The 12593-nt window shown below is 72.9% G+C and carries 10 protein-coding genes; 9 read left to right on the top strand and 1 reads right to left on the bottom strand.

Features of this window, described 5'->3' with window-relative positions:
- The first annotated feature begins 38 nt into the window (after positions 1–38).
- The 5 genes from ACZ6TV_RS21685 to ACZ6TV_RS21665 all read left to right on the top strand — a co-directional run bounded on the left by ACZ6TV_RS21685 (position 39) and on the right by ACZ6TV_RS21665 (position 6374).
- On the top strand, positions 39–1085 hold the full coding sequence (locus ACZ6TV_RS21685; protein ID WP_465299020.1) for an acyltransferase family protein: 1047 nt from the start codon (positions 39–41) through the stop codon (positions 1083–1085).
- A gap of 67 nt (positions 1086–1152) precedes the next feature.
- Positions 1153–1947, top strand: a complete 795-nt coding sequence (locus ACZ6TV_RS21680; protein ID WP_465299019.1) for a hypothetical protein — start codon at positions 1153–1155, stop codon at positions 1945–1947.
- Positions 1948–2071: 124 nt separating this feature from the next.
- Positions 2072–3199 carry a hypothetical protein gene (locus tag ACZ6TV_RS21675; protein ID WP_465299018.1) on the top strand — a complete coding sequence of 376 codons (1128 nt, stop codon included), beginning with the start codon at positions 2072–2074 and terminating at the stop codon, positions 3197–3199.
- Positions 3200–3357: 158 nt separating this feature from the next.
- Complete coding sequence (locus ACZ6TV_RS21670; RefSeq protein ID WP_465299017.1) at positions 3358–4845, top strand: hypothetical protein; 1488 nt, start codon at positions 3358–3360, stop codon at positions 4843–4845.
- 236 nt (positions 4846–5081) lie between these two features.
- Positions 5082–6374, top strand: a complete 1293-nt coding sequence (locus ACZ6TV_RS21665) for an AAA domain-containing protein (protein ID WP_465299016.1) — start codon at positions 5082–5084, stop codon at positions 6372–6374.
- A gap of 335 nt (positions 6375–6709) precedes the next feature.
- Here ACZ6TV_RS21665 and ACZ6TV_RS21660 read toward each other — a convergent pair whose 3' ends face one another.
- Positions 6710–8743, bottom strand: coding sequence for a diguanylate cyclase domain-containing protein (locus tag ACZ6TV_RS21660; protein ID WP_465299015.1), 2034 nt, complete (start codon positions 8741–8743; stop codon positions 6710–6712).
- Between the two features lie 80 nt (positions 8744–8823).
- Between ACZ6TV_RS21660 and ACZ6TV_RS21655 the strand changes: the two genes are divergently transcribed.
- The 4 genes from ACZ6TV_RS21655 (at position 8824) to ACZ6TV_RS21640 (ending at position 12493) form a co-directional block, all read left to right on the top strand.
- Positions 8824–9237 (top strand): NYN domain-containing protein, encoded by a 414-nt coding sequence (locus ACZ6TV_RS21655; RefSeq protein ID WP_465299014.1) that lies wholly within the window; start codon positions 8824–8826, stop codon positions 9235–9237.
- Positions 9238–9611: 374 nt separating this feature from the next.
- Complete coding sequence (locus ACZ6TV_RS21650) at positions 9612–10283, top strand: winged helix-turn-helix domain-containing protein (protein WP_465299013.1); 672 nt, start codon at positions 9612–9614, stop codon at positions 10281–10283.
- Complete coding sequence (locus ACZ6TV_RS21645) at positions 10246–12117, top strand: endonuclease/exonuclease/phosphatase family protein (protein WP_465299012.1); 1872 nt, start codon at positions 10246–10248, stop codon at positions 12115–12117. Before ACZ6TV_RS21650 ends, ACZ6TV_RS21645 begins: the two co-directional genes overlap by 38 nt.
- A gap of 16 nt (positions 12118–12133) precedes the next feature.
- The gene (locus tag ACZ6TV_RS21640) at positions 12134–12493 is read left to right on the top strand and encodes a hypothetical protein (RefSeq protein WP_465299011.1); all 360 of its coding nucleotides are present in this window, start codon (positions 12134–12136) and stop codon (positions 12491–12493) included.
- Positions 12494–12593: the final 100 nt, after the last annotated feature.

Genomic DNA, 12593 nt, shown 5'->3' with positions numbered 1-12593 from the left:
AAGGTTGCCGCTAAGGCCGGCAGGGCAACCTGTAGGGGATGCGGAACCGGTACGTAGACCTCCTGCGAGCCGTCGCGATCGTCCGGGTGGTGACCTACCACACCCTCGGCTTCGCGTGGCTGACCGTCGCGTTCCCGGCCATGGGCCTCATGTTCGCGCTCGGCGGCTCCCTCATGGCCGCCTCCCTCGACCGTGCCGACGGGATCGGCCTCAAGGCGATCGGCCGCCGGATGCGCCGCATCATCGTGCCGTTCTGGGTGCTCGGGGCGTTCGCCCTGGTGCTCATGACGGCCATGGGGGGCCTGGAGCACACCTGGCGGCTCGTCCTGTGGTTCCTGCCGCTGGACGACCCGCCCACGTCGGAGAAGGGCGGGGTCTGGTTCAGCCAGATCTGGTACGTCCGCTCCTACCTGTGGTTCATCATCCTGTCGCCGGTCATGCTGTGGCTCTTCCGCAAGGCGCCGATCCCCGCCGTGCTCGTCCCCTTCGGGATCCTCGTCGCGATGTGGGAGACGGGGAACGGCACCGGCGGCATGGTCCGCGACTTCTTCATGTACGCGCCGATGTGGATGCTGGGCTTCGCCCACCACGACGGCACCCTGCAGCGGTTCTCCCGGAAGGTCCTCTGGCCGGCCTGCCTGGTCATGGGCGGCATCGGCCTGGCCATGCTCTACAGCAGCCCCGGCCCCCGCGGGTACGACATGAACGACCTGCCGGTCGCCGACGTGCTGTGGTCGACCGCGTTCCTGCTGGTGATGCTCAACGCGGCGCCGGCGGCGCTGAGCCTCGGCGCGGCCGAACCGGCCGTCGAGGCGGTCAACCGGCGGGCGCTGACCATCTACCTCTGGCACGAGGCCGTGATCACCGCCATCCGGCTCGCGGCCGTCGCGGCGGGCGTGTCGCTGCTCGGCCCGTACGGCGGGCTGCTGCAGCTCGTGCTCGTGTTCGCCGTGGTGGCACTGGTGGTGCTGGCCCTCGGCTGGGTCGAGGACCTGGCCGCCAGGCGCAAGCCGAAGCTCATCCCGCTGCCCGCCCGGACCCCGGCGCGACGACTCGAGGAACAGGCGCAACCAGTACCGGCGTAGAAATGCAACACGACACGCCGACACTGGTCTTTGCTGGAACTTGCTGGAAGCGTCTACCGTTCCGTTCGTGTCCGAACCGATCACCATCGAGATGCTCGAGCGGCGGATCGACCGGTTGCGTGGCGAGCTGCGACGGGCCGCCACCACCGGTGACCGGATGCTGGCCCGGTCCCTGCGGGCCGAGCTGCGCCAGGCGGAGCACGCCTGGGACGACGCCCTCGCCGACCTGGAGGACCAGGCCAGGCCCGCGCCGCAGCCCGTGCACAAGCCGATGCTGTCGATCCGCGAGCAGGTGCACCACGCGCTGACCCTGCTCACGGTCCCGGCCGCGCCGAAGCTCATCATCGCCGTCCACGACGCCTTCTTCCCCGGCGAACTGGTCGCGGCGCGCCTCACCAGCCTGCGCCGCGACGAGGAACGCTCGTTCCGCGTCCAGCCGTTCGGCCGGCCGTACTACCTGTGTCCCGCGCTCACCGCCGACCTGCTGTCGCCGGCGCGCGGGCTCCTCGCACTGTCCACCTGGCCCCTGCAGACGCGGGTGGTCGGGCCGCTCAGTGCCCGCGTCGACTTCCTCATCGGCGCGATCAAGGTGGCCGAGCGGGTGGCGCAGCTGCCCGAGGACGCCCACGACGCCCAGCGCCTGCTGTGGCGCTTCGCCGCCAGCATCCCCGGGGCGGGTGGCGCCGGGATCACCCCGGTCACCGTCGCGGGCCTGGCCCAGGCGGAGCTGGACGTGCACCTGGAGGCCGACACCGCGGACCGCGCCACGGCGGCCGAACGGGCACAGGACCGCCTGGACGGATCCGAGGCGCTGTTCGGTGCCAGGTTGCAGCGCCTCCGTCGTACCGCGAGCAAAGCATGAACAGGCACGAGTGCGTCGCGCAGCGGCGCATGGGGGGCTCCGGGGTGGGAACCCCCCGGCCGGCCCGCGGCGTGCCGCGCCGAAGCAAGAGACCGCGAACCGCTTCCCCGAAAGAAGACCGCTCATGGACCCACTGGTCGACCGGTTGGACCGCATCCGCGGCACGGTGGCGCCGCGCAACCACAACGCGCGCACCATCGCGGCCCTCACCAGCAACCCGGGGTGCGGCCGCCGGGGACTGATGGACGCCGCCGGGGTCAACAAGGGCGCCGTCGCCGGGCAGCTCGGCTTCCCCGCCGGCTTCGGCCAGTCCAGGTTCGCGATCGCCCGCGGCAACGCGTTCGAGGCGCAGGTCAAGGCCGACGGCGCCGCCGAGCTGCTGCAGCTGCTGCGCGAGCGGCTCGGCCTGGCGATCCCCGAGGTGGCCTACGACGACCTGTCCAACGTCGGCGGCAACGCCAGCCGCGAGGTCCGCTACGCCCGCACGAAGGCGCTGCTGGCCCGCGCCGCGTCGGACCGTGACGACGCCGGGACGCTGTTCGACCACCCGATGCTGCGCCTGGAGATCGCCGGGTACTACGCGTACCTGGAGCCGGACCTCATCGCCTTCCGGGCCGGCGGCAAGTTCCACGTGGTGGAGATCAAGTCGTTCGCGGTCATCGACGGGCAGGCCGACCCGGGCAAGACCGCGGCGGCCGCCACCCAGTCCGCGGTGTACGTCATGGCCATGCGCGAGCTGCTCGCCGAGCTCGGCCACCCGCCGGAGACGGTGTCGCACAACGTGGTGCTCGTGTGCCCGGAGAACTTCGCCAACCGGCCCACCGCCACCCTCGTCGACGTGCGCAAGCAGCTGACGGTCCTGCGCCGGCAGCTGTCCCGGCTCACCCGCCTGGAGGCGATCCTCGACGCGCTGCCCGCCGCGCTGTCCTTCGACCTCGCCTACGACACCGACCAGCAGCCGACCCGCCCCGCCGACGAGCTGCGCAAGGCGGTCAGCACGATCGACGCCCGGTACAGCCCGGACTGCCTCGGCACGTGCGAGATGGCGTTCTTCTGCCGCGACGAGGCGGCCGGTTCGACGTCCGCGCTGGGCCGTTCGGTCCGCGACGACCTCGGCGGCGTGGAGAGCATCGGCACCGTCCTCGGCCTGGCCCGGGGGACGCTGACGCCGGGCGCCGGCCAGGAGGAGATCGCGGGCCTGCTGCGTTTCGCGCACAAGCTGCGCACCGAGTGCCTCGACGGCATCGGCTGAACCGTGACGGAGCTGAGCGAGCGAGCCATGGTGCAGCGCGCGGTGCCTCACGGTGCCGGGGAGCGAAAGCGGGTCGCGGACGTGAGGGAGCGGAGCGAGCGAGCCATGGTGCAGTGCGCGGTGCCTCGCGGTGCCGGGGAGCGAAGCGAGTCGGCTCCGTGAGCATCCTCACCGCGCTGGCGCGGGCCGAGGCGGTCGAGTCCGGCCGCGCGCAGCCGCTGACGACCGTGCGGCACACCCACATCGCCGAGCACCCCCTGGTGCTGGTGCCGCTGAGCCTCGCCGGTGAGGCCGCCGCGCCCCTCGCCGCGATCGTCGGCACCGACCCGGCGCAGCCGCGGCTGCTCGTCGTGGCCAACCCGCGCGACCGCACCCAGCGCTTCGACTTCGTCGCCGAGCTCGCCCGGGTCGTGCTGTCCTACGTGGACGGTTGCGCCCGCGCCGTCGACTCCGGCGCGTCCGGCACCAAGCTGCGTTACGCCGAGGCGCCGCAGGTCATCGTGCCCAACCGGGGCGGGATCGAGTTCGTGCGGCTGCTCGGCCGGTCCACCCGGTTCCGCCGGCCGTTCGGGCCGTACCCGGTGCACCGCACCGTGCCGATCCTCGGCCAGTGGTTCACGTTCCTGCGGGAACGCGCCGACCACCCCGGCTCCGCGATGCTCCTCGCCATGACGGAGGTCCTCGGCAACCACTGGGCCACCGGCCAGAGCGGCCTGGAGGACGCCAACCTCGCCGCGCTGCTCGGCTGGATCGACCCGCCGGGCGGCCTCGACGGGGCCGCCGCCGCCGCGCTCGCCGAGGACCCGCTGCGCTCCCCGCCGGCCGGGCCGAGCACCGACCCGACGTTCGACAACGAGATCCTCGCCCCGGCCCTCGCGGCGGTCGCCCGCTCCGACACCGACGACTTCGCCCGGGAGCGGGCCCTCGCCGCGCTCAGCGCCGCCGTCGCCGACCAGATGCGGCCCACCTGGGACCTCACCTGGCAGGCCGTCCGGCTCCTGCGCGGGCGCCCCGCCGGGGCCTCCGTGGAGACCCGCTGGACCATGGATCGCGACGTGTTCACGATGTACCACATGGCCCTCGCCGACGGGACCGCGCTGCCGCAGCCGAGGCGGGACAGCGCGGTCGCCGCCGCCGGCCGCCTCGACCGGCTGGAGCGCGAGCAGGCCCGCTTCGACGCCCAGCGGGCCCTCGACGACCCCCTGGTCATGGCCGAGTTCCGGCTGTCGGGGGAGGCGTTCACCGGCACGGTCGTCGCCGCGTCCCCGAACCGGGTCGACACCTCCGGCAAGAAGGCGGCGCTGCGCCCGCACATCACGGTGCAGACGGACGACCCGGTGCGCCTCGAACCCGGCGCGGGTCTCGTGTCCCCGGCGCGCCTCGCCCAGCAGGCCACGGTCGTGTCGGTGTCCAGCGTCGACGTCGTCCTGGAACTGTCCAAGGGCATGGGCCGCTCGACGAAACAACCCGCGCCGGGCACCGTCCCGGAGGTGGGGGAGCGCGTCACGTACGGCCCCGTCACCGACGCCTACCAGCCGCCGGGCCGCTTCCCGAGCCGGGACGACACGCCGTGGACGCACGGCGGCCCGCCCCCGGTCGTCGAGTACGGCGGCGGCGAGAACGACGCCGTGGAGGACTGGTCATGACCGGCCAGCGGAGCGGCTCGGGCCGGTCATCAGGGAGTCAGGCTGTGGTCAGGCGCCCGGAACGGAGTGAGGACGCATGACCGGCCAGCGGAGCGGCTCGGGCCGGTCATCATGGGGTCAGCAATGGGTCATGCGCCCGGAACGGAGTGAGGACGCATGACCGGCCAGCGGAGCGGCTCGGGCCGGTCATCAGGGAGTCAGGCTGTGGTCAGGCGCCCGGAACGGAGTGAGGACGCATGACCGTCATCGAGAAGATCCTCGAGGACTTCGGGTCCGCCGCCGGACGGGGCGTCGTCGTCGACTCCCCGCCCGGGGCCGGGAAGTCCACGCTGGTCGTGCGCGCCGCTCGTACACTCGCCGAGGCCGGGGAACGGTTGATGGTGGTCGCCCAGACCAACGAGCAGGTCGACGACCTCATCGACCGGCTGGCCACGGCCGCGCCGACCCTCGCCATCGGCAGGCTGTCCGCGTCGACCTACGTGCCGGCCCAGCGTGTCATCAAGCACGGCACCGTCACCGTCAGCGGCGCCGTCAGCGACATGAACGCCAGCGCCGTCACCATCGGCACCGCCGCCAAGTGGGCCACCGTCACCGACGGCAGCTGGGAACGCGCGATCGTCGACGAGGCGTACCAGATGCGCTCCGACATGCTGCTGCGCGTCGCGGGCCGCTTCTCCCGCGCCCTCTTCGTCGGCGACCCCGGCCAGCTCGACCCCTTCTCCGTCGTCGCCGTGGAACGCTGGGCGGGCCTGTCCTGGGACCCGATGCAGAGCGCCGTCGCCGTCCTCCTGCGGCACAACCCCGACCTGCCCGTCCACCGCCTGCCCGTGTCGTGGCGCCTGCCCCCGTCGGCCGCGTCGGTGGTGTCCTCGGCGTTCTACCCCTTCACCCCCTTCGAGGCGGGCACCAAACCCGACGACCGCCGCCTGGAGTTCTCCGCCCGCGCGCTCGGCGGCGGCCCCCGCCACGAAACGGGCCTCGACGCGACCCTGGAGACGGCCCGCCGCACCGGCTGGGCGCTGCACGAGCTCCCCGCCCGGCACACGGTGCGCACCGACCGCGAGGCGGTGGCGGCGATCGCCGCCCTGGTGACCAGGCTGCTGCAGCGCGGTCCGGTCGCCTACTCCGAGCACGCCCCGTCCGGCAGCCCGGTCACCGTCGACCGGATCGCCGTCGGCGCCGCCCACCGCGACCAGGTCGCCGCCATCCGCCAGGCCCTGGCCGGCACCGCCGCCGGCGACGTCACGGTCGACACGGCGAACCGCCTGCAGGGCCGCGAGTACGACGTCACCGTCATCCTCCACCCCCTGTCCGGCCGCCGCGACGCCAGCGCCTTCCACCTGGAGGCGGGCCGCCTGTGCGTCCTGGCCTCCCGGCACCGGCACGCGTGCATCGTGGTCGCCAGGGCCGGCATCGCCGAGCTCCTCGACACCCACCCTTCCGCCGAACCGGTCCACCTCAACGTCCCGGTCCGCTTCCCCGACGGCTGGGAAGCCAACCAGGCCATGCTCGCCCACCTAACCCCCTGACCCCCGCCACCCCCTCCCTCCGCCATGATCCGGAAGACTTTGCGTAGCCAGGGGTGCACAAGGTCTTCCGGATCATGGAAACCAGCCAGCCCAGTCCAGCCCAGTCGGCGGCCGGCCGGCCTTACCCATGATCCGGTAGAGATTTCGTCGCTCTGGCGACCATAAGTCTTCCGGATCATGGAAAAGGCGCGGCGGGAGGCACCGGGGATGGCACGCGGATGCGTAGGAAGCTGCCGCGCTCTGCGCGCTGGCAGTGCGTCGCGGAGCGGCGCATTGGGGGGCTCCGGGGGTGAGAATCCCCCCGGCGGGCCCCGCGCGAAGCGTGGGGAGGTTAGTTAAGCGAAGCTCAGACGAGAAACAGTGCGCTTGGCTTCGTACATCGCGGTGTCGGCGCGGTGGAGGACGTGCTGGGGTTCTTCGCAGGTGGTGAAGCAGGTGCCGCCGACGCTGGCGCGGGCGGCGATCGTCGTGTCGCCGCGGACCGCGATCGGCTCCGTGAACGCGACCCTGATCCGTTCCGCCAGGTCCGGTACGCCGCCCGCGCCCAGGGCGCCGTGCGTGAGGACGACGAACTCGTCGCCGCCGAGGCGGGCCACGAGGTCGCCGGTGCGGATGCAGCCGCCGAGGCGGCCGGCGACGGCGGTGAGCAGTTCGTCGCCGGCGGCGTGGCCGAGGGTGTCGTTGACGGTCTTGAAGCCGTCGAGGTCGATGAACAGCACGGCGCCGTCGCCGGCGGCCAGGGCGGTGTCGAGCGCGGCCATGAAGGCCCGGCGGTTGGCCAGGCCGGTGAGCGCGTCGACGTGGGCCAGGCGCCACGTCTCCTCGAGCAGTTCGCAGGTGCGCAGGACGGTCGCGGCCTGGTCGGCGACGCCGGTCATCCGGTTGGTGATCTCGCGGGCGCGGGCGGTGCCCTGCGGGGTGTCGTACGCGGCGACGAGGATGCCGAACGGGTGGTCCGGCAGCGCGATGTCCACGATGATCATCATGTCGTGGCCGAAGCTGTCGAGCATCGCGCGGATGAACGGTTCCTCGGTGGTGCGGTCGTACACGCGCGGCTGGCCGGAGTTGGCGCGGAAGCGGGCGAAGAGGTCGGTGTCCTGCGGGGAGACCGTGAGGTTCTGCGCCTTGCGCAGCCGGCTGTCGCTGGCTCCCGAGTTGGCGACCATGCGCAGCTTGCCCTGCTGGTGCAGCAGTACCGTCGCCGAGTCCGCACCCATGACGGACCGCACGGCCTCGGCGGTCACCTCGGCCACCTCGGTCGCGGTCCGGGCCACGGTCAGCTTGCGGGCCAGTGCGAGCAGGCTCTCCGCGGTCCGCTGCCGTTCCGCGGCGGTTTCGAGGGCCGACAGCGCGTCGAGCGTGACGGCGGCGAGGTTCGCGTAGGCGTCGAGCATCCGCCGTTCGGCGTCGAAGAAGTCCTCGCAGAAGGCGACGAGGTAGCCGTAGTACCGGTTGGGTGAGGCGATGTCGGCGACGAGCGTGCCGGCGAAGCTGGTCGGCGGCGCGTCGGTGAGCACCGCGATCTCCGCGTCGGTGAGCCCGTAGCCGTGCACCTGCCGGGGCAGGTCCGGCGCCGGGGAGGCGACGAGCAGGAAGGCCTGGGCGTTGACCGCGTACCCGGCCCGGTCGGCGACGACGGCGAGGGCCCGCTCGGGCTGCTCGGCGGCGACGAGCTCGGCGACGGTGCGCTGCAGCAGCTCCATCCGCCCGGCGAGGATGTCGTCGGAGCTGTCGCCGGCGGCCCGGCGGCGGCCCGGCCACAGCCACGACAGCAGCCGCCGCTGCCGCCAGCGGACGGTGTAGACGCACGCCTCGGCGCCCTGGACCTGGCAGACGTCGTGGGTGACGGTGGCGGCCGGCAGCCCGAAGAGCGCGGGCAGCTGGGTCAGCAGCCCGCGGGTGTAGTCGCAGTCGAAGCGGCTCGGCCGGTAGCCCGCGCGCAGCCGGTACTGCACCCGCGCCGTCCCGTGCCCGGTGGACAGCGTGGACATGTCGGCGGACGCGTTGAACTTGGCGCTGGTGGTCGCGATGAGCCGGATCAGCTGGGTGGGGCCGCCGAGCAGCAGCAGGCCGAGCCGCAGCGGCGTGTTCACGGAGTACGACAGGATGCTCTGCCCGACGTGCAGCCCGACGGACTCGTCGCCGAGCGTCTGCGCGGCGGCCGCGAACACGTTGATCTTCGTCTCGAAGGACCACCAGCGGCGGGGGTCGTCGTACGCCTCGGCCGGCTCGTGTTCGCCGGCGAGGTTGAGCATGTGTGCGACCGCGCCGTCGCCACCCCGGGCGCGCACATATCGCACAATGGCGCGCAGGGTGACGCCGGCCGTCTCGCGGATCTGTTCCTGCTGCTGTTTCTGTGGCTGGATCACAAGCGCCTCCGGTGCTCGACATCGGCGCGGTGCGGGTGCTGCTGAGATGTTCGGGCCATCGACGGGGTAAGACTGCTCACATGCGTGGTGATGTGGAGCCGCTGGTCGTGGTCGACGGCGCGAACGTCGTCGGATCCGTGCCCGACGGCTGGTGGCGGGACCGGCGCGGGGCCGCGACCCGGCTGCGGGACGCGCTCGCCGCCAGGGATCCCGCGACGCTGCCCGTCCAGCTGCTCGGTGCGGTCACCCTGGTGGTGGAGGGCGCCGCCCGGGGCGTGCCGCCGGTCGCGGGGGTGCACGTCGAGGACGCCCCGCGGTCCGGTGACGACCACATCGTCGCGCTCGTCGCGGACAATGCCGGCCGCCGGCCGGTTGTCGTGGTCACATCCGACCGGGAGCTCCGCGAACGGGTGCGCGAGCTCGGTGCGAGTATTGTCAGCACCGGCGAGTTGCGCGCGTCGATCCCATATGGTGGACGGCAAGATTCTATCTAGTGGATAGGATTTGTCGGCAACATGTGCGCACCTCGGCATGGGTCGACCGCCCATCAAGACCCACTTCGTCTCATCATGCGGGAAGAGATTGACCCGTTGCCGTACGGTGACAAAGCTGGACTCGTAGACGTGTCGTGAATGGCCGGTGAATGTCGGCCGAAAACATCAGACAAATTGTCATCGATCAATTCTGTGCGGCAGGTTACAGCTCTGTCGCAGGGCGTGACGATGCTGGTAAGGTCGGTCCCATGTGCCATGAGGTACACGTTGACCCGGCGTGGGTCTCGCGACGTGCACACCATTTCGACGGCCTTTGTCGAGCGACAGTTCGTTGATTCGGCGTCATTGCAAAGGCTTTTCGAGAGGAAATGAAAATGGCCGTTTCGGTCGTCGGCGCTCCCGAGGCTGCGCCATCGGTGGTCACCATCACCGTGCACATCACCCTCAACGGTGACGAGCTCCCACCGGAGGCGTCCCGCCTGATCAGCGACCTTGAGGCGCTCGCCGCCAGCCAGGCCAAGCAGCAGATCCAGCCGGCGCTGCAGCCGGCGATCCAGCGCGGCCCGCAGACCCCGGCACCCCTGCAGCGCGCGACCGCACCGGCGCACACGCTGCAGCACGGGCCGTCCCAGCACACCGGGCGCAACCTGCGCCTGGTCGAGACCACCGACACCGGCACCGGCGCGGCGGCCGAGGCCACCCGGGTCAAGCGCATCGGCGCGGCCGCCCCGGACGCCCCGTCGCTGTATCTGTGCACCGGATCCCGGCTCGTCCTGCGCGACGGCGCGCCCGTGCCGCTGACCCGCCGGGAATACGACCTGTTCCTGTTCCTGTGCGAGCACCCGCGCCGCGTGTTCAGCCGGGCGCAGCTGCTGCGCCAGGTCTGGGGCTACGACATGGTCGGCACCGAGCGGACCGTCGACGTCCACGTGCGGCGCCTGCGGGTCAAGCTCGGCGAGGCGGCACGGATCATCGCCACCGTGCGCGGCGTCGGCTATCGTCTCGACGATGACGCCGCCGTCCAGGTTGTCGTTCGCGAGGACTGACCCCCGGATCCCCGCGCTCGCCGTGGGGATCCTGCTGCTGGTCGACCTGCTCCGGGTCTGGCTCCCGTCGATCATCACGATCTTCGGGCAGGCCGCCTCGACGCCGGCCGAGCTCATGGGCGCCTTCGCGCTGCTGTGGTTCGTCGTCCCGTTCGCGGTCGTGCCCCTCGCCGCCCGCTGGGACGCGGGGAAGGTCGCGCTCGCCGGTGCCGCCGGGCTCGCCGCCGCCCGCTTCGCGCTGCTGTTCGTCCACGGTGGACAGCCGCAGCTCTACGTCGCCTCCCTCGGTCTGTTCGCCGGTCTGTCGTGGCTCGCGGCGACGGCCGTCCGCGGTGGCCCGGCGGGCACCGGCGTCCCGCTCGGCCTCGCCGCGGCGGCGCTGCAGCACGCCGCGTTGCGCACCGTCGACCTGACCTGGCAGTCGTGGTGGTGGGCCGCGCCGCTCGTCGCGGTCGAGTGTCTGCTGCTGCTGATGTACCAGCGCCGCACGGCACCCGGACGGACCTCAGCGGCGGCCTGGTTCCTGACCGGCCCGGCGATGCTGCTCGCGGGCATGTTCGTCCTGTCCCCGGCGGTCGCGACCGTCGCGCTGTCCTACCGCTTCGAGCCCGTCGCGTCGACCGCCCCGGTCGCGGTCCCGGAGCTGCTGCTCGGCCTGGCCGTCGCCGGGTTCCTCGCCGGCGCCACCGCCCGGCTCGCCGGCCGCCCCGACCGGGTCGTCGCGGCACTGCTGCTGGTCGTGGCGGCCGCCGGGTTCGGCATGAGCGGATCCGCCGCGCTGTTCGGCGCGATGCTGTTCGGCTGCGTCCCCCTCGGCCGGGCCTTCCGTGCCGCGGACGCCGACGCCCAGCCGGAGGCCGACGCCGGTCGGGGCGCGCGGTCGGGGTACGCCGCCGTCGCCGGGATGGTCGTGTTCGCGGTCGCCGCCGTCGCCTACTACTCGGCCTACGACCTCGGCTACCCCAACCTGTGGGTGCCGGTCGCGGTCGCGGTCGCGCCGGCCTGGATCCTGCTGCGGTCCGGCACCGGCGCGCCCGCCGCCGGGCTGACCCGGCGGTCCGGGCTCGCGGCCCTCGCCGCCTGCCTCCTGGTGCCGCTGCTCGGGGTCACCGGCACCCCGGCGGTCGCGGCGCACGACGCACCCGGCCGGGGGCTGCGCGTCGTGGCGTACAACATCCGCATGGGCTTCGGGCTCGACGGCACCTACCAGCCGCGCGCCGCGGCCCGCGCGATCGCGGCGGCCGACCCCGACGTCGTGGTCCTGTCCGAGGTGGACCGGGCCTGGCTGCTCAACGGCGGCCACGACGACCTGCGGGTCCTCGCCGCCGAGCTCGGGATGCGGTCCTGGTTCGCGCCCGCCGCCGACGCCGTCTGGGGCGACGCGGTGCTGACGAACCTGCCCGTCGGCGCGGTCGAGACGGTCGCGCTGTCCGCCGTCGGCGCGCCGACCGGCGCCCAGGCCCTGGGTGTCGTCGTGCGGTTCGGCGGGCGGGAGATCGCGGTCGTGTCCACGCACATCCAGCCGCCGCCGGACGCCGAGCCGCTGGTGCAGGTGGGGGAGATCGCGGCGTTCGCGACCCGGTTCGGCGCGGGCCGGCCGACGTTCATCGCCGGTGACCTCAACATCGAGCCGGGTGACGCGTCGATGCGGGCGTTCGCCGCCGCCGGGTACGCCGACGGGTTCGCGGCGTTCCGCCCGGTCCGCACGTTCCCCGCCGACGTGCCCGTCAAGGAGATCGACCACGTCCTGGTCAGCGGCCTCACCTGCGCCGATGTCAGCGTCGGCACCGCAGTGACGTCCGACCATGCGTTGATCGTCACAACATTGCGGTGATTGAGCAGGCCCGTGGATGGGCAACCTGACGCTCAGAGAGAAAGGGGCAGCGATGAGCGTCACACATGCGAACGGGAGCAGGATCGGCGGCCTGGCGACGGAAACGGCCACCGACACCCGCGAGGACCTTGGCGACAAGGTCGGCACGATGACCGCCAAGACCAAGCAGCGCGCGGCCGAACTGGCCGAGCAGGGCAAGGACGTGGCACGTCGTCGGCCCGTCCCGCTGGTGACCGCCGCCGCGGCCGGGGTCGCCACCGTGATCGTCGCGGTGGTCACGGTCGTGCGGAGCCGCCGGAAGCCGACGCCGCGTCAGCGGGCCGTCAACGCCTGGCGGAGCACCAGCAAGAGCGTGAGAAAACGGGTCAAGCGGTAACCTCCTCTCCCACAGTCGCGGGGGGGGGGGGGGGGGGGGGGGGGGGGGGGGGGGGGCGGGGGGGGGGGGGGGGGGGGGGGCGGGGGGGGGGGCGCAGTGA

It is taken from the genome of Dactylosporangium sp. NPDC051087, from assembly GCF_055586325.1.
Note: the sequence above shows the minus strand (reverse complement) of the source record. Positions and strands in the feature narration are given on the sequence as shown.

What these genes read in the sequence shown, in the direction of transcription:
- ACZ6TV_RS21685 (WP_465299020.1), top strand. Translation starts at nt 39, where the DNA reads ATGCGGAACCGGTACGTAGACCTCCTGCGAGCCGTCGCGATCGTCCGG.
- ACZ6TV_RS21655 (WP_465299014.1), top strand. Translation starts at nt 8,824, where the DNA reads ATGCGTGGTGATGTGGAGCCGCTGGTCGTGGTCGACGGCGCGAACGTC.
- ACZ6TV_RS21675 (WP_465299018.1), top strand. Translation starts at nt 2,072, where the DNA reads ATGGACCCACTGGTCGACCGGTTGGACCGCATCCGCGGCACGGTGGCG.
- ACZ6TV_RS21640 (WP_465299011.1), top strand. Translation starts at nt 12,134, where the DNA reads ATGGGCAACCTGACGCTCAGAGAGAAAGGGGCAGCGATGAGCGTCACA.
- ACZ6TV_RS21665 (WP_465299016.1), top strand. Translation starts at nt 5,082, where the DNA reads ATGACCGTCATCGAGAAGATCCTCGAGGACTTCGGGTCCGCCGCCGGA.
- ACZ6TV_RS21645 (WP_465299012.1), top strand. Translation starts at nt 10,246, where the DNA reads ATGACGCCGCCGTCCAGGTTGTCGTTCGCGAGGACTGACCCCCGGATC.
- ACZ6TV_RS21650 (WP_465299013.1), top strand. Translation starts at nt 9,612, where the DNA reads ATGGCCGTTTCGGTCGTCGGCGCTCCCGAGGCTGCGCCATCGGTGGTC.